The sequence below is a fragment of the Flavobacterium tyrosinilyticum genome, from assembly GCF_023656565.1.
In the GTDB taxonomy this organism is placed as follows: domain Bacteria; phylum Bacteroidota; class Bacteroidia; order Flavobacteriales; family Flavobacteriaceae; genus Flavobacterium; species Flavobacterium tyrosinilyticum.
In genome coordinates this window covers 999,102-1,024,438 of sequence record NZ_JAMOKG010000002.1, presented here as the reverse complement: position 1 = coordinate 1,024,438, position 25,337 = coordinate 999,102, and the positions used below count along the sequence as shown (strand labels likewise).

General features: G+C 35.1%; 22 protein-coding genes. 10 read left to right on the top strand and 12 right to left on the bottom strand.

What is annotated here, in order from left to right:
* The first annotated feature begins 43 nt into the window (after positions 1–43).
* Positions 44–967: a PorP/SprF family type IX secretion system membrane protein gene (locus NCC77_RS12270; protein ID WP_250835821.1), complete on the top strand. Its 924-nt coding sequence runs from the start codon at positions 44–46 to the stop codon at positions 965–967.
* A gap of 12 nt (positions 968–979) precedes the next feature.
* Positions 980–2,908: an OmpA family protein gene (locus tag NCC77_RS12265; protein WP_250835820.1), complete on the top strand. Its 1,929-nt coding sequence runs from the start codon at positions 980–982 to the stop codon at positions 2,906–2,908.
* Positions 2,909–3,169: 261 nt separating this feature from the next.
* On the opposite strand, the gene NCC77_RS12260 is transcribed toward NCC77_RS12265, so the two are convergent.
* The 8 genes from NCC77_RS12260 to NCC77_RS12225 all read right to left on the bottom strand — a co-directional run bounded on the left by NCC77_RS12260 (position 3,170) and on the right by NCC77_RS12225 (position 12,134).
* Positions 3,170–3,583, bottom strand: coding sequence for a 3-hydroxyacyl-ACP dehydratase FabZ family protein (locus tag NCC77_RS12260; RefSeq protein WP_095927837.1), 414 nt, complete (start codon positions 3,581–3,583; stop codon positions 3,170–3,172).
* Between the two features lie 851 nt (positions 3,584–4,434).
* Positions 4,435–5,142, bottom strand: a complete 708-nt coding sequence (locus NCC77_RS12255; RefSeq protein WP_250835819.1) for a LytR/AlgR family response regulator transcription factor — start codon at positions 5,140–5,142, stop codon at positions 4,435–4,437.
* On the bottom strand, positions 5,142–6,308 hold the full coding sequence (locus tag NCC77_RS12250) for a sensor histidine kinase (RefSeq protein ID WP_250835818.1): 1,167 nt from the start codon (positions 6,306–6,308) through the stop codon (positions 5,142–5,144). Before NCC77_RS12250 ends, NCC77_RS12255 begins: the two co-directional genes overlap by 1 nt.
* Positions 6,309–6,357: 49 nt before the next feature.
* A complete protein-coding gene (locus tag NCC77_RS12245; RefSeq protein WP_250835817.1) occupies positions 6,358–7,086 on the bottom strand; it encodes a CPBP family intramembrane glutamic endopeptidase in 729 nt (242 codons plus the stop codon).
* Positions 7,087–7,291: 205 nt separating this feature from the next.
* Complete coding sequence (locus tag NCC77_RS12240; RefSeq protein ID WP_250835816.1) at positions 7,292–9,496, bottom strand: TonB-dependent receptor; 2,205 nt, start codon at positions 9,494–9,496, stop codon at positions 7,292–7,294.
* Between the two features lie 68 nt (positions 9,497–9,564).
* Positions 9,565–10,191 carry a GNAT family N-acetyltransferase gene (locus NCC77_RS12235; RefSeq protein WP_250835815.1) on the bottom strand — a complete coding sequence of 209 codons (627 nt, stop codon included), beginning with the start codon at positions 10,189–10,191 and terminating at the stop codon, positions 9,565–9,567.
* Between the two features lie 399 nt (positions 10,192–10,590).
* On the bottom strand, positions 10,591–10,977 hold the full coding sequence (locus tag NCC77_RS12230) for a DoxX family protein (RefSeq protein ID WP_250835814.1): 387 nt from the start codon (positions 10,975–10,977) through the stop codon (positions 10,591–10,593).
* Between the two features lie 143 nt (positions 10,978–11,120).
* Positions 11,121–12,134 carry a zinc-binding alcohol dehydrogenase family protein gene (locus NCC77_RS12225; protein ID WP_250835813.1) on the bottom strand — a complete coding sequence of 338 codons (1,014 nt, stop codon included), beginning with the start codon at positions 12,132–12,134 and terminating at the stop codon, positions 11,121–11,123.
* 244 nt (positions 12,135–12,378) lie between these two features.
* Here NCC77_RS12225 and NCC77_RS12220 point away from each other — a divergent pair, with 244 nt between their 5' ends.
* Together NCC77_RS12220 and NCC77_RS12215 are read left to right on the top strand one after the other, a co-directional pair.
* The gene (locus NCC77_RS12220; RefSeq protein ID WP_095927564.1) at positions 12,379–12,936 is read left to right on the top strand and encodes a GNAT family N-acetyltransferase; all 558 of its coding nucleotides are present in this window, start codon (positions 12,379–12,381) and stop codon (positions 12,934–12,936) included.
* Between the two features lie 7 nt (positions 12,937–12,943).
* Positions 12,944–13,378, top strand: coding sequence for a DoxX family membrane protein (locus tag NCC77_RS12215; RefSeq protein WP_250835812.1), 435 nt, complete (start codon positions 12,944–12,946; stop codon positions 13,376–13,378).
* A gap of 91 nt (positions 13,379–13,469) precedes the next feature.
* Here NCC77_RS12215 and NCC77_RS12210 read toward each other — a convergent pair whose 3' ends face one another.
* On the bottom strand, positions 13,470–13,970 hold the full coding sequence (locus NCC77_RS12210; RefSeq protein ID WP_250835811.1) for a hypothetical protein: 501 nt from the start codon (positions 13,968–13,970) through the stop codon (positions 13,470–13,472).
* A gap of 99 nt (positions 13,971–14,069) precedes the next feature.
* Positions 14,070–14,954 (bottom strand): helix-turn-helix domain-containing protein, encoded by an 885-nt coding sequence (locus NCC77_RS12205; protein ID WP_250835810.1) that lies wholly within the window; start codon positions 14,952–14,954, stop codon positions 14,070–14,072.
* A 280-nt stretch (positions 14,955–15,234) separates the two neighbouring features.
* Between NCC77_RS12205 and NCC77_RS12200 the strand changes: the two genes are divergently transcribed.
* The 3 genes from NCC77_RS12200 to NCC77_RS12190 all read left to right on the top strand — a co-directional run bounded on the left by NCC77_RS12200 (position 15,235) and on the right by NCC77_RS12190 (position 17,620).
* Positions 15,235–16,071 (top strand): sulfite exporter TauE/SafE family protein, encoded by an 837-nt coding sequence (locus tag NCC77_RS12200; protein ID WP_095927568.1) that lies wholly within the window; start codon positions 15,235–15,237, stop codon positions 16,069–16,071.
* A complete protein-coding gene (locus NCC77_RS12195; protein ID WP_250835809.1) occupies positions 16,058–16,465 on the top strand; it encodes a DUF1634 domain-containing protein in 408 nt (135 codons plus the stop codon). Before NCC77_RS12200 ends, NCC77_RS12195 begins: the two co-directional genes overlap by 14 nt.
* 132 nt (positions 16,466–16,597) lie before the next feature.
* Positions 16,598–17,620 carry an LLM class flavin-dependent oxidoreductase gene (locus NCC77_RS12190; RefSeq protein ID WP_250835808.1) on the top strand — a complete coding sequence of 341 codons (1,023 nt, stop codon included), beginning with the start codon at positions 16,598–16,600 and terminating at the stop codon, positions 17,618–17,620.
* 390 nt (positions 17,621–18,010) lie between these two features.
* Here NCC77_RS12190 and NCC77_RS12185 read toward each other — a convergent pair whose 3' ends face one another.
* Positions 18,011–20,449: a TonB-dependent receptor gene (locus tag NCC77_RS12185; protein WP_250835807.1), complete on the bottom strand. Its 2,439-nt coding sequence runs from the start codon at positions 20,447–20,449 to the stop codon at positions 18,011–18,013.
* A 238-nt stretch (positions 20,450–20,687) separates the two neighbouring features.
* Between NCC77_RS12185 and NCC77_RS12180 the strand changes: the two genes are divergently transcribed.
* Entirely contained in the window at positions 20,688–21,965 is a 1,278-nt protein-coding gene (locus NCC77_RS12180; protein WP_250835806.1) for an acetyl-CoA C-acetyltransferase, read from the top strand.
* A gap of 180 nt (positions 21,966–22,145) precedes the next feature.
* On the opposite strand, the gene NCC77_RS12175 is transcribed toward NCC77_RS12180, so the two are convergent.
* Complete coding sequence (locus tag NCC77_RS12175) at positions 22,146–22,757, bottom strand: FMN-dependent NADH-azoreductase (protein ID WP_250835805.1); 612 nt, start codon at positions 22,755–22,757, stop codon at positions 22,146–22,148.
* A gap of 109 nt (positions 22,758–22,866) precedes the next feature.
* Here NCC77_RS12175 and NCC77_RS12170 point away from each other — a divergent pair, with 109 nt between their 5' ends.
* The gene (locus NCC77_RS12170) at positions 22,867–23,256 is read left to right on the top strand and encodes a winged helix-turn-helix transcriptional regulator (RefSeq protein WP_250835804.1); all 390 of its coding nucleotides are present in this window, start codon (positions 22,867–22,869) and stop codon (positions 23,254–23,256) included.
* A gap of 146 nt (positions 23,257–23,402) precedes the next feature.
* The gene (locus NCC77_RS12165; protein ID WP_250835803.1) at positions 23,403–25,310 is read left to right on the top strand and encodes a fumarate reductase/succinate dehydrogenase flavoprotein subunit; all 1,908 of its coding nucleotides are present in this window, start codon (positions 23,403–23,405) and stop codon (positions 25,308–25,310) included.
* Positions 25,311–25,337: the final 27 nt, after the last annotated feature.

The following is a 25,337-nucleotide window of genomic DNA, read 5'->3' as shown; positions in this document are numbered from 1 at the left end:
AAAAGAAAATTTAAGAATAGGATTAACCAAAATAAAATTGGCTATGATTAAAAATATAAAAAAGGTTTTCGCGATAATAACTCTATTCTCGGTATATGGAGCCTTTGCACAGCAAGACCCGCAATACACGCAGTATATGTACAACACACTCACCGTAAACTCGGCTTATGCAGGTTCGCTCGGACATTTAGCTATAACAGGAATTTACAGAACCCAATGGGTTGGTATTGAAGGAGCTCCAGACACGCAAAGTTTTTCATTAGATACTCCAGTCGGGAAAAATGTAGGTCTTGGAATTTCGATCGTAAACGAAGAAATCGGACCAACAGAAGAACAATATTTGGATGCCAATTTCTCCTACACCATTAAATCTGGCGAAACACACAAACTTTCTTTTGGAGTAAAGGGTGGTGGTCGCGTCATCAATATCGACTGGTCTAAGGGAAGTTATAAAGATCCAGATGTGCAATTTCGTGAAAACATTACCAACAAATTCCTTCCAGTTATTGGTGCGGGATTGTATTGGCACGGAGAAAGAGATTATGTGGGGCTTTCAATTCCGAATTTCATGACCCGAGAACGTTATACGTATGATGATATTAGCGAAGATTTGGTCAATCAGAGAATACACGTCTATCTTATTGGAGGTTACGTGTTTGACCTTTCGGCACATACTAAATTCAAACCTGCTCTTTTAGCAAAATATGTCGCTGGAGCTCCAATTATTGCCGATATATCAGCCAATTTTATGTTTAATAACGCTCTAACACTTGGTGTTGCCTATCGTACATCGGACTCTGTAAGCGGTCTTGTCGGAATCCAGATCACGCCAATGATAATGGCCGGATATGCATACGATTACACCACAACTGCTTTGCAGAATTACAACAGCGGTACACACGAAATTATGCTTCGTTTTGAACTGGTTTCACGCAAAAAAGGACTAAAATCACCAAGATTCTTTTAATACGGATAGTCTATGAAAAGAACAATTACTATACTCGCATTATTGGTTATACAGCTGATTTATTCACAAACCAAAAACAAAACTGCCGATGCTCTTTTTGATAAGATGTATTATGTGGAAGCCGCAAAATCGTATGAGCTTTCCATAAATAATGGTGATGCTTCCAAAGAAACGCTTCAGCGACTTGGAGATGCTTATTATTTTAATACTAGAATGTCAAGCGCATCAAAATGGTACGGAAAGCTGATTAATGAATATCCTAATGAAGTTTCTGCCGAATATCTATTCCGTTATGCACAATCATTGCAAGGAATTCAGAATTACGAACTGGCAAAAAAATGGATGAAAAGCTTCGCCGAAAAACAAAAATCGACAGATCCTAGAGCGAAGAACTTTTCTCTTAAAAATGTCACTCTAGAAGATATCGAAAATATAAAACCTTCTTTTCTACTAGAAAATTTAGACATAAATACTGCTAATTCCGATTTTGGGGCCATGTATTACAAATGCGACTTGGTTTATTCTACTACTGCCGATTCTTCCTATTGGAAAACAGATAAATACGGCTGGAATGATCAGCCTTATCTTAATATGCAACTGGGGAAAATTAGCGAGACACAATCTAATGTTACTTTTAAAGAACGTTTCGGAAAAGACATTACAACCAAGTATCACGAAGCCTGTATCGCCTTTTCTCCTGATGAAAAAACGATTTATTTTACCCGAAACAATTATAACGGAAAACTGAAACGTGACAGCAAAGGCATTAATAACCTAAAAATCTACTCTGCAACCGCTGTAGAAAACGAAAATGGCAGTACTAAATGGACCAATATTCAGGAATTACCCTTTAACAGCGATGGTTATTCAGTCGGACAGCCTTCAGTAAGTAAAGACGGCAAAAAGCTTTATTTTGTATCGGATATGCCTGGAACAATTGGTTCTACAGATATTTTTGTGGTTGATATTTTAGGTAATAATCAATTCTCTCAACCAAAAAATTTAGGCGAAAAAGTAAACACAACAGGACGCGAAATGTTTCCGTACATCACCGATCAAGCATTGTATTTTTCTTCTGACGGATTTTTAGGTTTAGGAGGTCTAGACGTATTCGAAAGCAGAATAAACGATGGCACTTTTGACACACCAGCCAATCTTGGTGCGCCTTTGAACAGCAATAGAGACGATTTTGGTTATATCGTTAACGAAGCCACCAACAAAGGTTTTGTCTGCTCTAACAGAAAAACAAGCAAAGGCGATGATGATATTTACTCTTTTGAAAGATCGTGCAACCAAGCCATAAGCGGTTATGTTTTTGATGCCATTTCAAACAACCGAATTGCAGGTGCCATGGTAACGCTGAAAAATGCAAACGGAATAAAAGTAGCGGAAACCGTTTCTCAATTGGACGGAAAATACGATTTCAATAACAATGTAAATTGCAATACTCCTTACACGATCGACGTTACAAAAGAGAATTATAACGCCAATACTAAAGCAATCGTAACGGCAAAAAGTTCTGGAAAAACAGAAGCTCTTGTAGGCTTAGATCCTGCTTTAATTGTTCGTGAAAATGGAGTTCTAAAAATAAAAATCGGAATTATTTTCTTTGATTTAGACAAATCTGATATTCGTTATGACGCTGCAATAGAACTTAATAAAGTAGTTCTCTTAATGCATCAGTATAATACTGTGATAATTAAAATCGAATCGCATACCGACTCCCGTGCCAACGACCAATACAATCTCGAATTGTCTGACCGAAGAGCAAAAGCCACAAGAGATTATCTAATTTCTCAAGGAGTTGCCCCCGAGAGAATAGAAAGCGCAATAGGCTACGGAGAAACCCAATTAATCAACAACTGCTCTAACGGAGTTCCCTGCACAGAAGCACAACACCAAATCAACCGCCGAAGCGAATTCATCATCACAAAAATGTGATAAAAATTTTTGCAAACCCCAGCGGGGTTAAATATTTATAGAATTACAAATAATAAATAGAAAAAGAAAGCTCCCGAGGAGCGACATATTCCTTAGCTAGATATGTCGCTCCTCCGGAGCTTTTTGCTCTAAAATTTCATTCAAAAGCTATAAATATTTCGCTTCTCCGAAGCCTAAAAAAGCTATTTTTCTTTTAAAATCTCTTTCATACATCAATTCTATTTTCTATTCTCTATTTTCTATTCTCTATTCTCCATTCGCCTACTGCAACTTCACACACATCCATTCCCCTTTCATAATCAATCTATCCTCATCAAAGGCTTCTCCAGATTGTTTTATGATTTTTTCGCTTGTACGAATGTTTTTTACAACAAATTTAACGAGTTTATTGAACTCAACGCCCGCAAAAAATTCAACATTATCCATACTAACCAACCCAAAAACGCCATCTGCAATTCCTAAAAGCTTTATACCTGCACCGCCACATTGCGCCATAGCTTCGATCAAAATAGTTCCCGGAACAAAATTAAAATCGGGAAAACTGCCCTGAAGCCAGGCATCTTTATCTGTAAACGTCTTTAAACCAACGATTGTGTCTGTTGTATAAGAAATAATTTCATCTACAAAGAGAAATGGAGCACGATGCGGAATTAAATCTTCTATTTTTTTAGTCATGTCTGTAATTTTTAACAATGTACGAATCTGAACTGAAATAGACAATATTAAAATTAATTCTATGTTAAAAGCAGACTAAAACGTTAAAATAATAATCTTTATTTCGTTTCGTAAAAGCGTAAAATTGAATTTTAGAACGACACGCTGGTCAGCTGAATCTATTTTTAAAAATGACCTGCTCAGAAAAAAAAAATCATAATTTGACAGCAAAATAAATTGGTTTTTTAAAGCTTTTTTTAGCTCTTTTTCTCCTAAAAAATAGCAGTAAAAAACAAAAAGCAAACTCAAAAGCAAAAAAACACACTCCAATTTAAGTTATTAAACTTTTTATTTAACTAAAATTATTTAAAAACTAAAAATCAGTACTTTAACACATCACTATAGAAAACCTCTATAATAGGAAATCTAATAAAAAGCAGTTATTTTACCACAAAAATATATTTCTTAATTTCAAAAAAAAGAGATTAAAAAATTCGTTCTCACCGCCTTCTTCAATTCATAATTTCTGACTTAAATCTTATACGTTTTCAGTCAAAAATTCAAACAAATAAACCATAACTCGCTTCTCTCCTGCTTTTAAAGTTTTTTAATGGATTTTAAAGCCTTTTACACACTATTAGCAAAGTGTTATTTTCCAATTCAAAAGCCATTAAAACCATATCTAAGTAAACAATTAAAAATTTTATAAAAAATTAACAAACAAGCAATTAACAATAAATATGTAAATCAACACATTAAACAGTAAAAAATACTCAAAATTTTAAAAACAATTCATTTTTAAGTTATCTTATTTATTAAAAAAAAGAAACATTACACCCATTTTCTAATTTTCTAATTGCCAAATTATCTCATTACCGGATCCCCAATAGCTGATACAATTCGTCCTTTTTATTCAAAGCTGCCGAAATAGTTTTTCCATCGATTAGTTCCACAACATTTCCGTTGAGACTTCTCACCGCTTCCAGATTTAAAATAAAAGAGCGTTGCACGCGAAAGAACATCGGAAGCTTCAACACTTCTTCCATAGATTTTAAAGTTCCTAAAGTTGTGTATGATGCGCCATTGATGACGAATTTCAGGTAATCTCCTTGGGCTTCGACATAAAGAATTTCACTCAAAAGGATTTTAATCAGCTTCCCTTCCGATTTGATAAAAATACGATCGGAATTGATTTGATGAACCGAAGTTGTTTTCTTTAGCGAAAGATATTCTTTGGCACGATTCACCGCTTTCAGGAAACGATCAAAACGAACGGGCTTTAAGAGATAATCGGCTGCTCCAGTTTCAAATCCTTCCAAAGCAAAATTGCGATGTGCCGTGATAAAAATAATAATCGGAGCTTTGGTCAGCGACTGCGCTAATTCTAAACCGTTAAATTTAGGCATCTCAATATCGCTGAAAACAATATCAATTTCGTTATCCTCCAGAAACAAAAAAGCTTTAGAGGCTTCTGCAAACGAATTCTTCAATTCCAAAAACGGAACTTCAGCAATAAACGATTCGATAATATCTCTTGCAATCGGCTCATCGTCAACGACAATGCATTTTAATTTTTCCATTATTTCCTTAATACAATTTTTAAATCGACTCTAAACGAACTTTCCAATCTTTCAATTTCTAACTCATGCAAGTCGGGATATAGCAATTTTAATCGTTTACAAGCGTTTTGCGTCCCTATTCCGCCAAAGACTGACTCGTGTACCATTTTTTCAGAATCGTTCTTTAAACTAAATAAAAATGCGTTATTTTCTATCTTAATGTCTAGTTTTACAAAAGCATTCTTGGTTTTTAAACCATACTTGAACGCATTTTCTATAAAAGTAAAAGTCAGAAGCGGTGCTATAAAAAGTCCTGGTGTATTTCTTTCTCCTTCAATGCTGACTTGAATATCAGCATCATCGGCATAACGCATTTTTTCTAAAGCGATATAATTTTTGATAAAATCCAATTCTTTTTCCAAACGGACCATTTCGGTATTCGATTCGTAGAGCGTATAGCTCATAATATCCGAAAGATTCAAGATTAATTCTGGCGCCAGATTGTCTTTCCTAACCGTCAGTCCGTACAGATTATTCAAGGTGTTAAATAAAAAATGCGGATTTAACTGCGCTTTCAGAAAGTCTTTTTCAATTTGAATATTCTGAAGTTCCAAAGTAGCCTTTTCTCTTTCAATTTGAAATTTCGTGTTGTACAATTTCGTGATCTCGACCAATATTTTAGCAAAACAAAAAGGCGAAAGCAAGGAGATGATAATTATAGTTTGAGAAAGCATTCTTTTTGGAGAAACCGCTTCCAAAAAAGTTTGATTTGCACTCATTTTAATGACGCCTTTCAGTTCTCCAAAAGTAATTTCGAGACCTAAAGCATAATAAAACAGTGAAATAAAATATGTTGCCGACATCCAGACCAATATGGAAACTGGAAAAACCAATAGCAGCAATATTATAATTCGGTTTTTGCTTTCTGAAAATATCTTTGGAAGCAGTAAATAAAACAGCATATAAAATACTATCATATTGACCAATGCCATTCTTATTGTTAGTAAAACAGCATCAAAATAGACTAATTTATAGCCAATTACATAGCTCAAAAAAAGCAATATAGAAAAACCTAGCCACATGAAAACGTGCAGTAAAATTCGATTTCTTCTCGTAAAAAAGTGATCAAAATTCAGCAACGCCATTTTATCTAAAAAATATCCCGAAGTTGATGTGGTATTTGGCATGTAAAAGATTTGTAAAGCAGTTTCAAATATAACTTTAATTTGGCAGGTTTTATAAAATTCTAATAACCGCATTGATCAAATTAATCGTGTTATGACCGAGAATAGAGTAAATAAGATTTCCTGAAAACTGTCTTAGAATACCAACGCTCAAAGAAGAAATCAAGGTTAAGTACACCATTGTAACAATATCCAACTTCAAATGTAGATCCTGATCTAGAATTGCTCCGTGCGAAACTCCAAATAAAACCGTTACAATGACAAATGCCCAGCCAAATTTAATGCCTCGATAATTCCAAGTTGGCGCAAAAGCTTTATCTAAAAGCCATAAAGAGATTCCTCTAAAAAGAATTTCCTCTGTTAATCCGGGCATTGTGGCTTGAAAAAGAAAAGTTTCTAGATTAAAGGGATTTCCTTTTGGAAATAAAATGAGTTTAAAAATAATATCGAACAACGTAAATCCGACGAAAACCAATAATCCGAATTTCAAGCTTGCTGGCGAATTGGTTTTAGCAGTAAAGCCGATTTTGATTCTTTCTTCTTTTGAAACCGAAAAGATAATAATCAATGCTAAAATTAAGCTCAGGAATTTTCCCGCCCAATTGAACTTTAAATCAAGATTTATCAATTCTTTTCCTGAAGCCTGTAAAAACACATCGGCAAGAAAATATAAAATGAAAAATCCTAAATATTTTAAATTCAATTTTTCCGATTTGAAACACGCAATAACAATAATCGGAGCGATTAACAAAATCCAAAGAAGGGGCGTAAATAATGACATAATTTTGATTTTTAAGGTTTTAATTTGAATCAAAAGTATATCGGGAGTATATGAAATAAAATTGTGATCGGTAGAATGAAGAACCTGCTCGGTGAAAGTGTTGTTTTACCCGATAATAGAATTTGATAATTAGAAAATGTGCCAATTAGATAATTACTCGCATTATCTAATTGGCACATTTTCTAATTGACAGATTGACTAATTTCTACCACATGTATTTCAAAATCAAACGTGCATTAAACGGTGTTCCTGCTGTAAAATGAATTTCTTCTACAGGATCGGTTTCATTTGCCAGTCTTGATTCGGTTAAGAATTGTGTTTCTTTCCATTTTGTATTGAAGATGTTGTCGATATTTACGCCAATTGAAACTTTTTTAATCTGATAATTTACAGAGAAATCGGTAATGCAATATCCTTTTGCTACAACCGAATTGTCTTCGTTTGCTGGTCTGTCGCCTAAGAAACGGGTTCTCAAACTTCCTGAAAATCCTTTTAGATCTTTTACTGAAATTCCGTTCATCAACGTATTTTTCGGAGCTAATGGAAGATAATCGTTTCCTTTAGGCTCATCAATTGCTCTTGCGTGTGTATAAGTGTAATCGGTATTCCAGAATAGCCAATTGGTCAATTGATATCTGAAACCAAAATCGAAACCTTTTCTTTCTGTTTTTCCGCTTGGCTCAACAACCGCTTCGTCTCCAACATAAACAAATTCCTGCGCTAAATACAAATACCAAACTGCTGAGTTAATAATCATACGTGGAAATGGTTTCCAGTTAATTCCTAAATCTGCTCCGTACGTTTCTGGTAGAATCTTTTCCCCTTTTTGCGCCACTACTACACGAGTATCGTTGCTGTGAAATCCTTTTCCTAATTTCAAGAAATAGTTCAGTTTGTCATTCTGCGTATATAAAAAGTTCAACTTCGGACTCACAATTGCTCTGGTCTGCGTCTGATTGCTGTAAGTCGCCTCCAATTGACCTTCATACCCAAATTTGAAATAATCTAAACGCAAACCTCCATTTACTAGCCACTTTCCTGCTGTAAAATCAAGACTTGAATACGTAAATAAATTAGTTTGATTTACATTTCCTAAACTCAAATAATCCAAAACCGTTTTTCTGTTTAATGTATGAGATAATTCTACATCTTTATTATTATCGTTTCGAAGTCCAGCGCCCAGTTTAAAACGCCACTTTTCGTTTAATTTCTGATCGTATTCAGACTGAAAACCTACAATAGTTCTATTTTCTTTTTGTTTGATCTGATCGCCATTTACAGGATCATTCAAGAAAAAAGTAAAATTAGAATACAGCTCAAAATCATATCTACTCAAATAAGCACTGCTTTTGATATGTATGTCTTCGTCAATTTTTGCATCATACTGCAAATTAAAATTGGTTCTATCTGTATTTCCTCCTTCATTAGAATCAATTGCTCCGAAATGCGAAATGGTTCCGTCGTTTACCGCACGATCTGGAATCTGTCCGCTGGCATCCCATTGGCTTTTAAAATGGGAAACCGAAATAGCCAGACGATCTCCATTCTCCATTTTAGCATTGTATTTTCCAAATAAATTAATTCGGTTAAAGTTCTGAGGCGCATCAAAATAACCATCCGTCATCATGTATTCTCCCGCAAAATAAGCCGACTGGTTTTCTGTGTTCAATAAATTAAACATCGCAACGGTACGGAAGGTATCAAACTGTCCTCCTTCAAAAGAAATAGAACTATTCTGCAAAGCATTTTTGGTATTAAAACCAACATATCCTGCCGTTGTAAAATCGCCTTTATCTACAAAATAGGCTCCTTTATCAAAATCAATATTATCGACTGTTTCTGGAATCACAAAATGCAGATCTGAATACCCTTGCCCATGTGCGTGCGAAACCATGTTTACGGGCATTCCGTCAACAGTGATATTAATATCGGTTCCGTGATCACAGTCAAAACCTCTTAAAAAGATTTGTTCTGCTTTTCCTCCTCCTGCGTGCTGACCGATGAAAAGTCCTGGAACTTTTCGCAGCAGATCTTGAGAATTTAAAATTGGCTGAATTTCAAAATCAATTTTAGAAATAGTATTCAGGTATTTTAAATTATGGCTAATCTTAACTTCTTCCAACAAAAATGGTTTTTCATTTATGGAAATCGTTAAAAAATCCAAAGAAGCAAGTTTAATTTTTTGAGGAGAAAATCCTTTTTTTGTAATCAGCAAACTATCATTTACCTCCACTCCTTCCAATGTAAATTTTCCGTTGGCATCAGTATGTGCGTGTGTTTTTGAAGTTAAATCACGAATTAATACTTCTGATAAAGATTTTCCGCTTCCGTCATTTACAATACCGTTGACAGATTGTGCATGAATAGAAACAGAAAGAATAAAAAAGAAAAGTGTTGATAAAGATTTCATTGCTATTTTGGTAATTAATTTGGTAATTTGAGCGCAAAAATAGCATAAAAAAGATTTTTTCAGCTTATTTATCGAAAATCAGAAACAGGAGAAACATTTTTCTTCGGATCGTATAGCATAGCTGTACACAAACAGTTTTTTCTGCCCTTGCTTAATAAAATAGGACAGTTGATACAGCTTTTACAGTTTTCCCAAAAAAGCTCATCATTTGGCAATTCAGCGTAAGTAACGGGTTCAAAGCCAAGTTCGTGATTCATTTTCATAACGGCAAGACCTGTAGTTAGGCTGAAAATAAGTGCTTTTGGATATTTTTCACGGCTGAGTTCAAAGATCTTTCTTTTAATCTTTTTTGCCAGGCCAGTGTGTCTAAACTCAGGCGCAACAATTAATCCCGAATTAGAAACATATTTGCCGTTTTCCCACGAAGATATAAAAGCAAAACCTGCCCATTTTCCATCTCGAGTAATTGCGATAACGGCTTCACCTTCTCTCATCTTTTTTTCAAGAAGCTCAGGCGGTCTACTTGAGATTCCTGTTCCGCGGGCTTTGGCAGATAATAATGTTTCTTCGCAGATTTGATTTAGATAAAAAATATGTTCGGCTTTTGTTTCTTCTAAAATAAATTCATACAATTCGGTAGCTTTTTCATGGGAAGAAAAAGTAGTTGCATCTTTTCTATACGCACTAGTTTTCATGATACCTAAACTATTTTAGCGATTAGCATAACGGTGATAAAAAGAACTACTGTAAAAACCATTAAGTTAACGAATCGATCTTTATTTCGTCTAGATTTATTTGAAAAGTACGTTTTTGTGATTTCTTTATTTCTTTTATTACTTGTTTTCATATTTCTTAAATGTTGTATAATTAAGGGCTTGTTTAATAATCAACAACATAAAAAACAAAAGGCATGCCATAGCATCTCAAACTACAATAAACAACTCATTATAAAACAAATAACAAAAAATTGGCTTTAATCAATTTACAAAAGCTTATCAAAATGATATGCTGATTTTCAAAATGGAAGGGATTTAAATAAAAAAGCCCTAAATCGAAATTTAGAGCTTTCTTATATTTATAAGTGACCTAATAAATTAGTCCCATTGATTGTTTTTAGAAAGGGCAAATTTACCTGCTCCAGTAAAAAACAAGGCAAGAGCTCCAAAAAGATAAAGCATTAATAATTCTAAAGCATAACCTCCATGATCGCTAATGGTAAAAATGTCCTGAGCGTGAGCCGTTGCAACTGCAACCACACAAGTAATAGCCAAAAGAACCGCCGCAATTCTAGTTCTAAATCCTAATAAAATGGCAATTGGAGCTAAAACTTCACCAATGTAAACCGCATATCCAAATGCGCCCATGTTATCTACAAGGAAAGAAATTCCGTGAATCAATTTAGAAACACCGTGAAAAAGCATTAATCCACCAGTACTAATACGCAATAGCAATAATCCAAGGTCTGTGTTTTTTGAAATCATAAAAAATTTTGTTTAGGTTAAAAATTTATATCAAAATTGGGTTTATAAGCCGACTAAAATACAAAAATTTCCCAATGAAAAACAATCTTATTTAAAACAATTCCAAATAACCGTTTTTAGACTATCACAAACACGATTTTACTTTAAAACTTTATCGCAATTTTTCCAATTGTTTTTCCAGATTCCAAAAGTTCGTGTGCCTTCTTTAGATTTTCGGCTGTAAGTCCGTTTAAAGTGGTGTTTAAAGTCGTTTTCAAGATGCCATCATCGAGTAAATCCGCTACAATATTCAGAATATTATGCTGCTCGATCATGTCTTCCGTTTGATACATAGAACGGGTGTACATCAATTCCCAAGAAAAAGAAACACTTTTACTTTTTAGTTTGTTTAATGCAAGAGTGTCACTGCTTCCTGTAATGGAGGCAATATGTCCTTGCGGTTTAATCAATTCGACCATTATATCCCAATAAGCATTGGTGTCTACAAAATCTAAAATAAAGTCAACATACTCAAAACCAGCTTCTCGAACCGAAGAAACCAAATCTTTATGATCTACAACAAAATCTGCTCCCTGCTGTTTGCACCAAGCAATCGTTTCTGGGCGCGACGCTGTTGCAATAACGGTTAAGCCAGCAATTTTCTTGGCTAGCTGAATAGCGATCGAACCAACTCCTCCTGCTCCACCAATAATTAAAATTGATTTTCCTTTGTCTTTATCAGCACTAATTCTGATTCTGTCAAATAGAATTTCCCAAGCGGTTAAAGCCGTTAACGGAATTACAGCAGCTTCTTCAATACTTAATGCTTTTGGTTTTCTGCCCACAATTCTTTCGTCTATTATCTGATATTCGGCATTGCTTCCTTGTTTGTTAATATCTCCAGCATAATAAACAGAATCGCCTACTTCAAACAAAGTAACATCCTGTCCGACAGCCTGAACGATTCCGACAGCGTCCCAGCCTATAATTTTTGGGGTTTCTAGAACGGTATCTTTTGCGCTGCTCTGGCGAATTTTAAAATCGACTGGATTTACTGAAATCGCATCAATTTTAACTAATAAATCGTGTGGCCCAGGAATTGGTTTTACGGCTTCAAATTCGATAAAACTTTCTGTTTTTTCTATGGGTAATGAGGTTTTAAATCCTATTGCTTTCATTTCTTTTTAATGTTTAAATTAAAACTATAGTACAAAGATAAGACGAGTTGAAATCTCAAAATTGGTATATATTGAGCGTATATTTGTATATATTAAGCATATTGTGTTTTTTGTTTCACGCAGATTTTACAGATTATAGCCGATTCTGCAGATTTTTTATTTAAAATCTGCTAAGATCTGCTCAAATCCTTTAAAATCTGGGTGAAATAATTTTAAAGACTAAATTTGCTAAAAATACTACACTATGAATATCAGAAAAGCCGAAAAATCAGACTCAAAATATATTGCTCCTATATTATTGTTAGCAATGGAAGACATCATCTATAAATTTATAGCTAAGGAAGATTACGCTTCCGCGAAAGACTTTCTGCAATATTTCGTTGAACGAGAAAACAATCAATATTCTTATCAAAACTGTTTTGTGGCCGAAGAGAATAATGAAATCATTGGTGCCGTAAACATTTATAATGGTGCTGACATTGAAGAATTACGAAATCCTATTATTGAGTACGTTAGAAAACATTATAATCCTGAATTTGATCCTGAATTTGAGACCCGTGAAGGCGAATATTATATAGATTCGTTGGGCGTGAATCCGAAATATCAGGGAAAAGGAATTGGTTCTCAATTATTGCAATTTTTGATAGATAAATACGTTCATAAAAATAAAGAGGTTTTAGGTCTGCTGGTTGAAGAAGACAATCCGAGTGCTAAAAAACTGTATTTAAAGCTTGGTTTTAAAGTAGTTGGAAACAAAACTTTGGTTAAGAAGAACCTAGAACATCTTCAAATCAAAAATTAATTATAGAATGAAAAATATCACAATATTAGAAGCAGGTTTAATTTTAAGAATAGTTTTAGGAATCACAATGCTTTCGGCCGTAGCGGACCGATTTGGAGTTTGGGGCGCACCAGGATCTCACGCGGTTGCCTGGGGAAATTGGGAAAACTTCGTACTCTACACTCAATCTCTAAATTCTTTTGCCAACAAAGCCACAGCAGAAGTCCTCGCAGGAATTGCCACTTTCTTTGAAGTTTTACTAAGCCTATTATTGTTATTCGGTTTCAAAACCAGACTTGCAGCTTTAGGAACTACCTTTTTAATGTTCTTTTTTGCCTTTGCTATGTCGGTTTCTGTTTCTGTAAAAGCGCCTTTCGACTATTCGGTTTGGACAAGTTGTGCGGCGGCTTTACTGCTTGCCAATATTGGTAAAACATCTTATGCCGTTGACAATAGGATATAGTTTTCGATAAAAGCGTTCTAGAAACTTTGTCAAAGTTTAAAACTTTGACAAAGTTAATCGCTTCTAAAAGTTCAGCTTAAAAAACATCAGTTCACATCTTTTTTCGGAAATAAATTCGTTTCGAAAATTCATCTTCTATACTTTCTTTCCCTACAAATTCTTCGTAATTTAATGATCGTAAAATATCGATCAAAGCAGTATCTACGGTAAAAGCGCTCACCCAAATTAAATCGTGTTTTCGCTGAGAAGCAATTTCTTCAGCACGTTTAATAAGCGCTTTTAAATCTTCTTCATCAAAATAAACAATCTCACTCAGATTGATTGCTTTTGACGCTCCAAGGTTTTCGTTTAATATTCTCGACGAATCTAATTTTAAATACGCTTGTGGGGTTTCGCCAAGATAAGCCATTAAAATCTCGATCGAAAAATCGTTCTGAATTCGAAACAATTCTTTTTTCGAAAGATGTTCTTTGGCATATTTTTCTCCTAACTCTTTTTCCTTAAATAAATTGGTATAGAATTGAACGGCTTTGTCTTCCATCCAAAAGACATTATCGTTGATTATGACAACAAATTTTGCAATTTTACTCATTTCTTTTCTTTAAAAATAAAAAGCAAAATTGCACCGAATGTTAGTCTAAAAAAAGAGCGAAAAGGCTTCTGTTTTGTGCAAAATGTCGGCTGAATGATTTTAATCGATCTGTTTTTTTCTATATTCTAAAGGCGAAATGCCTTCATAGTTTTTAAAAAACCTTCCAAAAACAGATTGATCTGAAAAATGAAGTAAATCGCTGATCTGATTGATGGACATTTTTTTATTCTGCAACAAAACTTTAGCTTCCAGAATTACCATTTCGCTAATCCAGTCACTCGCAGTCTTACCGCTGTGCTTCTTAATGACTTCAGACAAATATTTTCGGCTTACATTTAATTCATCTGCATAATGCTGTACGCTTCTGAAATTCAGAAAATCTTTAAAAAGAAGTTCTTTAAACTTTTCATATAAAGGATTTTGCACTTCCGTGGCAATTTTTTCTTTCTGAATACCATCAATTTCATAAATTAAAATATACAAATAACTTCTCAAAATAGAGGCTTGATGCTTCGACTGATCTTCTGACACTTCTTTGATTAAGCTAAAAATGCGTTCAAACTTGCTTTCGTCTATTTTTGTAATTGGGTAGGTATTACTATCACTATTTTCAAAAAAATCATATTGGGTTAGAAAAAAAACATTTGCTTGATTTTCTAGAAAAAACTGCGGTTTAAAAAATATAATATCGATTAGAATTTCGTCCTCATTTTTAGAAAAGCTTCTTATTACCGAAGGCCCTAAAGCAATAACAGCTGGAGCATGAACGACTTTTGTTTCGAGTCCAGTATGCATTACGATACTTCCTTTTCTTAAAAACTCAATTGCATAGCTTTCGGCACGATAAGGCTCGGTAATATAAGGATGCTCGCTAGTCTGAATATAGAAGTACTCTTTCTGATCTGCGTACGAAAATAAACTCTTGTGATGCGTTAAGGAATACGTGAGGATTTTATTCTTCAATACTGCTGTTTTAGTAATCATTATAGTTTCAAATATACCTTTTTTTAGTGGTCAGTGTTCAGTTTTTTAGTGTTCAGTCGCAGTTTGCAGTCTTTGCGGTAAGAAAGGCTAGCTTTGTCAAAGTTTAAAACTTTGACAAAGCTTCTCGACTCTTAACCTAACTGAGACTGAATACTAAAAAACTGAACACTGAATACTAAACACTGAGTACTAAAAAAATTTTTAAGGTATATTTAAGGCCATAAAGCTGTTTCGAACAAATTTGTATTCGTAAATTAGCCAATACAAAAACATATCATAAATGACAATACTTACCTTTACGCTGATTATGATTCTAGGTGCCTTTTTAGCAGGCTTTATTGGTTCATTATCAGGCTTAGGAGGCGGTATCATTATTATTCCGCTTCTTACTATTCTTCTCGGTGTCGATATTCATTATGCCATTGGAGCTGCTTTAGTCTCCGTTATCGCCACTTCTTCAGGTTCTGCAGCCGCTTATGTAAAAGAAGGAATTACCAACATGCGAATGGGAATTTTTCTCGAAATCGCTACTACTATCGGAGCCGTTTGCGGAGCATTGCTTTCTACTATCGCCCCTACTTCTTTTATTGCGGTTTTATTTGGTTTAACGCTTATTTTTTCTGCCATTAATTCGCTTCGAAAAAAAGAAGAACACATTGTTTTAGAATCTAGTCCGCTAGCTAAAAAACTTAAATTAGACGGAACTTATCCTGCTCATGATGGCGAAGTCATAAAGTACGGAACCAAAAATGTAATTGGCGGTTTTAGTATGATGGGAGTTGCGGGAATGATGTCGGGTCTTCTCGGAATTGGTTCTGGCGCTTTTAAAGTAATCGCGATGGATAACATTATGCGTGTTCCGTTTAAAGTATCTACAACAACCAGTAATTTCATGATGGGAGTTACAGCAATGGCGAGTTCTGTAATCTATATTCAAAAAGGATATATCGAACCTGGAATTTGCATGCCGGTTGTAATTGGAGTTTTGTTTGGAGCAATGGCTGGAGCAAAAATCTTAGTAAGAACGAATCCGAAGAAATTGAGAATATTTTTTGCCTGCCTTATTTTTGTTTTGGCAATAAACATGATTTATAACGGACTAAATGGAAAAATCTAATATGGTACAAGAAGAAAAATTTGGAGAAAAAGATTTTCAAACTATTATAGGAAACTTGCTTCGTTATGGGGTTTGGATTTCGTTATCGGTTGCTTTTATTGGCGGAATTGTATATTTAATTCACAACGGAAGCCAAATTGAAGATTATTCTGTTTTTAAAGAAAATGACCGAAATATATTTGAAGTAATTACCGCTATTTACAATGGTGCAATTCAAGGAAACGGAGAATCGTTAATATTTACAGGAATTATTTTCTTGTTCATGACACCTGTTTTACGCGTATTGCTTTCATTATTTTCATTTTTATTAGAAAAAGATTACCTATACGTTGGGATTACATTGATTGTATTCATGATTATCATTATCAGTATTTCATTTGGTTTCTCACATTAAAAAATTGTAGATTTTAGATTTTAGATTGTAGATTTTGGAGTTTGGGATTTAGAGTTTGGAATTTGGAGTTTGGAATTTGGAGTTTGGGATTTGGAATTTGGAATTTGGAATTTAAAATTTAAAATTTTAAAAATGGAAATAGGAATAGACAGTTTTGCATCGGCAATGTATGGCGATAACAACACGCTGAGCAGTGTTGATGCTATGGAACAGCTTCTGCAGCGAATTGAATTTGCAGATCAGGCTGGTCTTGATGTTTTCGGAATTGGAGAACATCATAAAAAAGAGTTCTTAGATTCTGCTACGGCTGTTATTTTGAGTGCAGCGGCGGCTAGAACAAAAAATATCCGACTGGCAAGTGCCGTGACTGTTTTAAGTGCAGCAGATCCAGTGAGGGTTTACCAGAGTTTTGCAACTTTAGATTTGATTTCGAAAGGAAGAACTGAAATTGTTGTCGGGAGAGGATCTGCCATTGAAGCTTATCCCCTTTTCGGATATGATTTGAGAGATTATGATGCTCTTTTTAAAGAAAAACTCGAATTGCTTCTTCAAATTAGAGATGACGAATTTGTTTCTTGGGAAGGAAAATTCCGTCCTGCTTTAAATAATTTACCCGTTTATCCAAGAGCTTTACAAGAAAAACTACCCATTTGGCTTGGTGTTGGCGGAACGCCAGAATCTTTTATAAGAGCTGGTTCGTTAGGACTTCCGTTAATGGTTGCCGTAATTGGCGGACAAACACATCGTTTTAAACCTTTAGTCGATTTATATCGTGAAGCTGGAAAAGCAGCAGGCTATAAACCAGAAGAGCTAAAAGTAGGCTTGCACTCGCCTGGATATGTTGGTACAACAACGGAAAAAGCAATTGAAGAATACTATCCCGGTTATGCCGAATTGTGGACAAAATTAGGATATGAAAGAGGTTGGCCTCCTGTAACTAAAGGCAAATTTGATGGTTTGATCGATGATTTAGGTGTTTTAATTGTTGGAAGTCCAGAAAGAGCTGCAGAGAAAATCCTAAAACACAGCGAAGCTCTAGGCGGCGTAGATCGATTTACTTTCCAAATGGATAATGCTGGATTGACACATAAACAATTAATGAATGCCATTGAATTGATTGGTACAAAATTGATTCCTTTGATACGTAAGGCATAATAATTAATCTCGCAAAGTCGCTAAGACGCAAAGTTTTTATAAAAAAAAAAGCCACAGATTATTAAGATTAAAAAGATTTTTTCCTAATCCTAATTTTTGAATGGTATCCAGCTTTAGCTGGATGAAAATATAGAACAAATATTAAAGGTTTCAGCCAAACATCACTAGTTTGGCTAAAGCCTTTTTTCAATCTTCATTTATAACCTCCAGTTAAAACTGGAGGCAATTCAAAAGAATTATACTTCTCAACCTTTGTAACTTTGTAACTTTGTAACTTTGCTTCTTAGAATCTTAAAATCTCAGAACCTTAGCATCTTAAAAAAAAAGCATCCAACAATTAAGTCAGATGCTTTTGTGTGATTTGCAATTTTTCAACGATAACAAACCAATTTAGAGCTTATAAGTAACACCAACTCTAAAATTTCTTGGCGCTTCAGTCTGCCAGTAATAAGCATTTAACCAGCTGTAGTATGAACCGCTATATAGATATTTATCTAAGATATTGAATACGTTTGCAGTAACTTTAAATTTACCGGTTTCATAAGATAAACCTCCATCCAATTTAAAGTAAGAAGGCAGTTTTTGAAGACCTGCACTCCAAGTATCAGTCTGGCGTCCGTCAAGGAAAGTTCCTCCAATAGAAGCACCAAAACCTTTTAATTTTCCATGCTGCAACGTGTAATTTAACCAAGCATTTGCGGTATGTTTAGCGTAACCCGGAACAATATCCCCCACCTTAATCCCATTAGCTTCAGAAACATCTGGATCAATTTTAGTTACAGTTGACTCTGTAAAGGCATAATTTGCAATAAGATTTAAGCCATCAAAGATTTTTCCTCTCAAATCAAATTCAACACCACGCGCTCTTTTTTCACCTAGAACTATTTTATACTGTTCATTTGGCTGATTATTAGGATCTGCCGTTAACTCATTCTTCTTTAAGATATTGTAAACAGATAAACTGGTATTCCAAGAACCGTCAAACCAATCCTTTTTAAGTCCAAATTCAACATTATTTCCTGTTAGAGGTTTTACATCACCGCTTCTCACAACACCCGATTGAGGTGTAAAAGCTTGATCATATAAGCCGTAAACCGCAAAATCGTCAGTAATGGAATAACTTAAACCTGCACGAGGCGTTATATGACTATCCGCAATTGGTTCTGCCTCATAGCTGCTAGTCTGACTAATCCATGTGTATCTTGCAGCAAGAGTCAATCTTAATTTATTTTCCAAAAAACCAAGTTCATCCTGAATATACCCAGCCGCATATTCTGAACCGTAAAGTCCGCCAGCTCTTTGGCTTAAAGGAGTATCGTGATCAAACTGTGGGAAACCATTTGAAGGCGTTCCGTAATTCGGATTATAAACATTAAACGGATTATCAACAGTATCCAAATCATGAGACTGTCCCCAATCTGCCATATAATCTTTGCTTCCTAAATCTACTCCACCCAAAATTTTATGAGAAACGTTTCCTGTATTGAATTTTCCGTTCACAAATATTTGTCCTAGGTACATATTACTTTCTGCATCCCAAATACCCACATTTCTAATGATTTCTCCATAAGCAAGATTTCCTTCCGGAACACCATCAAAATCTCTGTCAGCCGGTCCTGGACCAACAACTCCTGGCCATGAACTATATCCTTGCTGAATATATTTAAAATAAGAAGTCTGTGCAGTAAGTTTCCAGTTTTCATCAAACTTGTGCTCAAACTGAAGATATCCGCTATGATCCTGAATATTGGTATCAGGCAATCCTGGCTGCGTCATAGTAAAACCTACAGGTAAAGTTGCATAACCACCTGCTTGAGGTCCAAAAACATAATATGAGCCCACTTCCGTCATATTTGCATACTGGAAATTATATTCGGCCGTAATTTTTGTTTTATCATCAATCTGATATGAAATTACAGGAGCAATTACATAACGGTTATTACGCTCAAACGGACGGTGCGATCCTTTGTTTTGGGCAGCTCCATTAAATCTATAAAGCAATTTCCCTTTTTTATCTAATTTCCCGTCAAAATCAACGCTTACTCTATAGAAATCGTAGCTTCCGCCAAGTACACTCACCTCTCCTTTTGTAACTCCCGTTGGTTTTTTAGTTACCACATTGTACAATCCGCTCGGATCTCCGCTTGAAAGCATGAATCCTGCTGGTCCTTTTACAAACTCAATATGATCTACAAAACTCATATCTTCTGTTAAAGGTCCCCAGAAAGAAGAAACTACATTAAATCCGTTTCTAAAAGCCTGAATTTGAGAACCTCTCATAGTAATATTAGTATACAAATCTCCCCAGTGCTCCAAACGTACAGCTCCACTCACGTTACGAATTACCCCATCGCTCATACTCGTAATTTGCTGATCTTTTAAAGTCTGACCGCTTACAATTTGTATATTTTGAGGAATTTCTAAAACAGGAGTTTGAAGACGCAATGACAATGAAGGGTTATTTTGCTTGTATTTATTCTTTTTAATAACAACTTCTTCCAAATCTTCTTGACTTTCAGAAAGAGAAAAATTCTTAGTCGTCGTTTGTTTTGAATTGACTACAATCTTATCCTCAACAGGTTGAATTCCTATTCCATTTAATACAATAGTATACGTTCCCGGTTTTACATTTTTAATTTCAAAATGTCCTGAAACAGTTGTAATATCAGAATATTTTGTTCCTTTTAACGCTACAGCTATATTTTCTGCTGGTTTATTGCCACTCAAAGAAACTTTTCCGTTTACAGTTCCAAGCTGTTGTGCCATTATATTTAATGAGCTCAAAAACAGCACGAAAAGATAAACTTTTGCATTAATAATTATTTTCATTTGGTTTTGATTTTAAATTGAGCGACAAAAGTATGTGCTAATCTCAACTTTTCCAAATTATTTTAATTCATTCTAAATAAATAAAACAAATTAGATTAAATCAGTAGGAATAAATTTGAGAATCGCCATTTCTCAGTTATTTCCTGATAATATTAATCTACATTAAGTTTGAAACCAAAATCTATTTCTATCTTTATATTTCGAAATTTCAATGACCAAAAACAAATAACTTCCTGATATGAAATCAAATACAATAAGAAAAGTAGCCATTGTCGGTTATAACAGAATCCCTTTTGCGAGAGCCAATACAGCCTATTCTAATGTTGGAAACAAAGAAATGATGATCGCAGCACTCAATGGTCTTATTGACAAATACAATCTAAAAGGAAAATTATTAGGCGAAGTTGCTGGAGGTGCTGTAATTAAACATACTTACGACAACAATTTGATTCGTGAATCTGTTATGCAAACCAGTCTTGATCCTGCAACTCCTGCTTGTGATTTACAGCAAGCTTGTGATACCGGAATTGAAAGCGCTATTTACATCGCCAACAAAATTGCTCTCGGGCAAATTGATTCTGGAATTGCTGGTGGCGTAGATTCTATCAGCGATATGCCAATTGCGGTTAGTGAAAAACTTAGAAAAATTCTTTTAGAAGCTAGACAAGCAAAATCTTTGGGCGGAAAAATCAAAACATTTCTAAAGCTTCGTCCAAAAGATTTGTCTCCTTTAGTTCCTAGAAATGAAGAATCTCAAACTGGACTTTCTATGGGCGGACATACCGAAATCACAGCGAAATACTATAAAATATCAAGAGAAGAACAAGATGAGTTTGCGTTGAAAAGTCATTTAAACATGGCAAAAGCGTATGACGAAGGTTTTTTCGATGATATGATTACGCCTTTTAACGGATTAGAAAAAGACAATAATCTAAGAAGAGACAGTACAATTGAAAAATTAGCAAAATTAAAACCCGCTTTTGATAAGGTAAATGGTACGCTGACTGCAGGAAATTCAACTCCATTAACAGATGGCGCCTCTTGTATCCTATTAGCTAGCGAAGAATGGGCAAAAGAACAAGGGCTTCCAATTTTAGCCTACATCACTTTTGCTGAAATTGCTGCAATTGAATACGTTAAGAATCAGCAGAATCTTTTATTAGCGCCTTTATTTGCTGCTTCAAGAATGCTCGAAAAAGCAGAATTAAACCTTCAGGATTTTGATTATTATGAAATTCACGAAGCTTTTGCTGCACAAACTTTGGCCACTTTAAAAATCTGGGAAAGCCCAGAATTGAGTGCGGAAATTGGCTTAAAGAAACCACTAGGCGCAATAGATCGAAATAAACTGAATGTAAAAGGAAGCAGTTTAGCAGCCGCTCACCCTTTTGCTGCAACTGGAGGTAGAATTATTGGCGTAATGGCAAAATTATTGAACGAAAAAGGCTCAGGAAAAGGATTAATTTCAATCTGTGCCGCAGGTGGTCAAGGGGTTACCATGATAATTGAGAAATAACTTTTTTCCATTTTTCCAGAACATTTCAATTTAGTTTTATAAATCTGCGGGAGTAATTTTTGCTCGCAGATTTAGCAGATTCGGCAGATTTTTTTTTAATATCTATCAACCAAACCCGACAGTTTTTTTTAAACCTGTCGGATTTCATTATAGGCAATAAAAAAGAATTCTTCTTATTTCTTAAAAAGCAAATTCCTCCACCGAAGACAACGCTTTGGGCAACGCATTTTCTGCAAAATCAGGAATTGCAGTTCCTTCTACGCGAAATGTCGTTACATCGGTCATTCCTAAAAAGGCAAAAACCGTTCGTAAATACGATTCAGAGAAATCATAACTTTTGTACGGACCTTCAGAAAATATTGCTCCTGATGCAATTGATAAATATACTTTTTTATTATTTACCAATCCTTTTGGCGATCCGTCAGCATAACTGAAAGTCTTCCCTGCTCTAGCAACCTGATCGATCCAGCCTTTTAAAACAGCTGGAATCCCAAAATTATATAAAGGAACTCCAATCACAATTACATCAGATTCCAATAAATTTTCGATTGCCTCATCTGAATATTTTAGCGCTGATTTTTGTTCTTCCGAATGTGTTTCAGCAGGCGCATAAACGGCACTAATATGAGAACCTGTTAAATATGGCACAGGTGTTTTAGAAAGATCAAGTGTTTGTACAGTACTATCTGGATTTACTGCTTTCAGCTTTTCGATAACAGCATTAGATAATTGGTTACTAAATGAATTTTCTCCATTAGTACTTGTTAGTATTTGCAGAATTTTTTGGCTCATAATTGTATATCATTTGTTTTACAATACAAACTTATTTACATTTACTATCTCTTTTATAGTACTATCCTTGAGGATAGCGCTATCCTCGAAGATAGTAAAGCAAAAAAATATGGAAACAAGAACAGATATCATTAGCGAAATAGTAGAAAAAGACTGTAAACCACAAGAATGCATGGCAGCATTACTTCCTGTAAGAGATGCATTAGAAGTCTTGAGCGGCAGATGGAAACTTCCTATTTTAATTGCACTTTCTGATCGTCCAAAACGATTTAAAGAAATTTCAAAAGACATTAACGGAATCACTGATAAAATGCTTTCTAAAGAATTGAAAGACTTGGAAATCAATAAACTTGTTATAAGAACGGTTTATGATACTTTCCCGCCAACTGTAGAATATTCGAGAACAGAACACAGCAAATCGCTTACAAATGTGATTATAGCATTAAAAGACTGGGGAACTTTGCATCGAAAAGAGATTATCGGAAATCGAAATGAATAATCGTATTTCTATCTAAATCATAAAAAACAATATAAAATACTTACTTTCTTAAACTGTAAATCAATAATTTATAGTAAATTAGGACTTCCTTACAATTTAGTTTCTTTTTAAAATTTTGTTGCACTTTATTTTAAACCACTAAAATTATGGAGTCAAAAATACCCGAAGGTCCTCTTGCTGATAAATGGAATCTTTACAAGTCCAAAGCCAAACTAGTAAATCCCGCAAACCGAAAAAAGCTAAATATTATAGTCGTCGGAACTGGTCTTGCGGGCGCTTCGTGTGCGGCATCTCTTGCCGAACAAGGCTATAATATAAAGTCTTTCTGTTTTCAGGATTCTCCTAGACGTGCACATTCTGTTGCCGCTCAAGGCGGAGTAAATGCTGCAAAAAACTACAAAAATGATGGCGATAGCACTTTTAGAATGTTTTATGACACTATAAAAGGTGGCGATTTTAGATCTCGTGAAGCGAATGTTTATCGTTTAGCAGAATGTTCGGCTCATCTTATCGATCATGCTGTTGCGCAAGGCGTTCCTTTTGCAAGGGAATATGCGGGTTACTTAAATAATAGATCTTTTGGTGGCGTTCAAGTTTCTAGAACTTTCTATGCTAGAGGACAAACTGGACAGCAACTTTTATTAGGCGCTTATCAAGCCTTGGAACGTCAGGCATCTTTAGGAAAAGTTGATTTGTATACCCGCCACGAAATGCTCGAACTCGTGGTTATTGATGGCAAAGCCAAAGGAATAATTGCACGAAATCTTGAAACAGGAATTCTAGAACGCCACGCTGCAGATGCTGTCGTACTGGCTTCTGGTGGTTACGGAAAAGTGTATTATCTGTCCACTTTGGCAATGGGCTGTAATAGTTCTGCGCTTTGGAGAGCGCATAAAAAAGGGGCTTTTATGGCTGGCGTTAGCTGGATTCAGTTTCACCCTACTTCTCTTCCGCAACATGGTGAAAACCAATCTAAACTGACTTTAATGTCAGAATCGTTGCGAAATGATGGCCGAATCTGGGTTCCGAAAAAAGCAGTTGATGCTCGAAATGCAAATGCTATTCCTGAAGAAGAACGTGATTATTATCTAGAACGACGTTATCCTTCTTTTGGAAATCTGGCGCCGAGAGATATTTCGTCACGGGCGGCAAAAGAAAGAATCGACGCTGGCCATGGCGTTGGACCCATGAAAAATGCTATTTATCTCGATTTCTCGGATGCTATTAAAGCGCAGGGAAAAGATAAAATCGAAGCCAAATACAGCAACCTTTTTGCCATGTATGAAAAAATTACGGGCATAAATGCTTATAAAGAACCCATGCTGATTTCACCTTCAGCACACTTCACAATGGGCGGACTTTGGGTCGATTATGAACTTATGACTACGATTCCAGGCTTATTTGCTTTAGGCGAAGCTAATTTTGCAGATCATGGCGCAAACCGACTCGGTGCCAATTCGCTGCTTCAAGCTTGCGTCGATGGCTATTTTATTGCGCCATATACTATTCCGAATTATTTGGCAGGTGAATTGAATTTACCTAAAACAGACATTTCGCATCCTGCTTTTGAAGAAGCCGAAAATGCGGTAAGAAGACAGTTAGATCGTTTTCTACATACTAACGGAACGCTTTCAGCAGATTATTTTCATAAAAAAATCGGACGTCTTTTGTATGAAAAATGTGGTCTTTCGCGAAGCAGAAAAAAACTGGAAGAGGCAATTATCGAAATTCGGGAACTTAAAACTTCTTTCGAAAAAGATCTTAGAATTACAGGAGATAATACTTTAAACAGCGAATTAGAAAAAGCGGGCAGAATTTCCGATTACATTGAATTAGCCGAATTAATGTGCTACGATGCCTTACAGCGCGAAGAATCCTGTGGCGCTCATTTCAGAGAAGAATACCAAACCGCCGACGGAGAAGCTGTCCGCAATGACGCTGAATTCTGTTATGTATCGGCTTGGGAATGGAAAGGTCTAAATAACGAACCTGAATTGCATAAAGAACCTTTAACATTTGAATCGGTGGAACTTGCGGTGAGAAGCTATAAATAATGGTGAATTGTTAATTGTAAATTATTA

What these genes read in the sequence shown, in the direction of transcription:
- NCC77_RS12270 (WP_250835821.1), top strand. Translation starts at nt 44, where the DNA reads ATGATTAAAAATATAAAAAAGGTTTTCGCGATAATAACTCTATTCTCG.
- NCC77_RS12265 (WP_250835820.1), top strand. Translation starts at nt 980, where the DNA reads ATGAAAAGAACAATTACTATACTCGCATTATTGGTTATACAGCTGATT.
- NCC77_RS12260 (WP_095927837.1), bottom strand. Translation starts at nt 3,583, where the DNA reads ATGACTAAAAAAATAGAAGATTTAATTCCGCATCGTGCTCCATTTCTC.
- NCC77_RS12255 (WP_250835819.1), bottom strand. Translation starts at nt 5,142, where the DNA reads ATGGAAAAATTAAAATGCATTGTCGTTGACGATGAGCCGATTGCAAGA.
- NCC77_RS12250 (WP_250835818.1), bottom strand. Translation starts at nt 6,308, where the DNA reads ATGCCAAATACCACATCAACTTCGGGATATTTTTTAGATAAAATGGCG.
- NCC77_RS12245 (WP_250835817.1), bottom strand. Translation starts at nt 7,086, where the DNA reads ATGTCATTATTTACGCCCCTTCTTTGGATTTTGTTAATCGCTCCGATT.
- NCC77_RS12240 (WP_250835816.1), bottom strand. Translation starts at nt 9,496, where the DNA reads ATGAAATCTTTATCAACACTTTTCTTTTTTATTCTTTCTGTTTCTATT.
- NCC77_RS12235 (WP_250835815.1), bottom strand. Translation starts at nt 10,191, where the DNA reads ATGAAAACTAGTGCGTATAGAAAAGATGCAACTACTTTTTCTTCCCAT.
- NCC77_RS12230 (WP_250835814.1), bottom strand. Translation starts at nt 10,977, where the DNA reads ATGATTTCAAAAAACACAGACCTTGGATTATTGCTATTGCGTATTAGT.
- NCC77_RS12225 (WP_250835813.1), bottom strand. Translation starts at nt 12,134, where the DNA reads ATGAAAGCAATAGGATTTAAAACCTCATTACCCATAGAAAAAACAGAA.
- NCC77_RS12220 (WP_095927564.1), top strand. Translation starts at nt 12,379, where the DNA reads ATGAATATCAGAAAAGCCGAAAAATCAGACTCAAAATATATTGCTCCT.
- NCC77_RS12215 (WP_250835812.1), top strand. Translation starts at nt 12,944, where the DNA reads ATGAAAAATATCACAATATTAGAAGCAGGTTTAATTTTAAGAATAGTT.
- NCC77_RS12210 (WP_250835811.1), bottom strand. Translation starts at nt 13,970, where the DNA reads ATGAGTAAAATTGCAAAATTTGTTGTCATAATCAACGATAATGTCTTT.
- NCC77_RS12205 (WP_250835810.1), bottom strand. Translation starts at nt 14,954, where the DNA reads ATGATTACTAAAACAGCAGTATTGAAGAATAAAATCCTCACGTATTCC.
- NCC77_RS12200 (WP_095927568.1), top strand. Translation starts at nt 15,235, where the DNA reads ATGACAATACTTACCTTTACGCTGATTATGATTCTAGGTGCCTTTTTA.
- NCC77_RS12195 (WP_250835809.1), top strand. Translation starts at nt 16,058, where the DNA reads ATGGAAAAATCTAATATGGTACAAGAAGAAAAATTTGGAGAAAAAGAT.
- NCC77_RS12190 (WP_250835808.1), top strand. Translation starts at nt 16,598, where the DNA reads ATGGAAATAGGAATAGACAGTTTTGCATCGGCAATGTATGGCGATAAC.
- NCC77_RS12185 (WP_250835807.1), bottom strand. Translation starts at nt 20,449, where the DNA reads ATGAAAATAATTATTAATGCAAAAGTTTATCTTTTCGTGCTGTTTTTG.
- NCC77_RS12180 (WP_250835806.1), top strand. Translation starts at nt 20,688, where the DNA reads ATGAAATCAAATACAATAAGAAAAGTAGCCATTGTCGGTTATAACAGA.
- NCC77_RS12175 (WP_250835805.1), bottom strand. Translation starts at nt 22,757, where the DNA reads ATGAGCCAAAAAATTCTGCAAATACTAACAAGTACTAATGGAGAAAAT.
- NCC77_RS12170 (WP_250835804.1), top strand. Translation starts at nt 22,867, where the DNA reads ATGGAAACAAGAACAGATATCATTAGCGAAATAGTAGAAAAAGACTGT.
- NCC77_RS12165 (WP_250835803.1), top strand. Translation starts at nt 23,403, where the DNA reads ATGGAGTCAAAAATACCCGAAGGTCCTCTTGCTGATAAATGGAATCTT.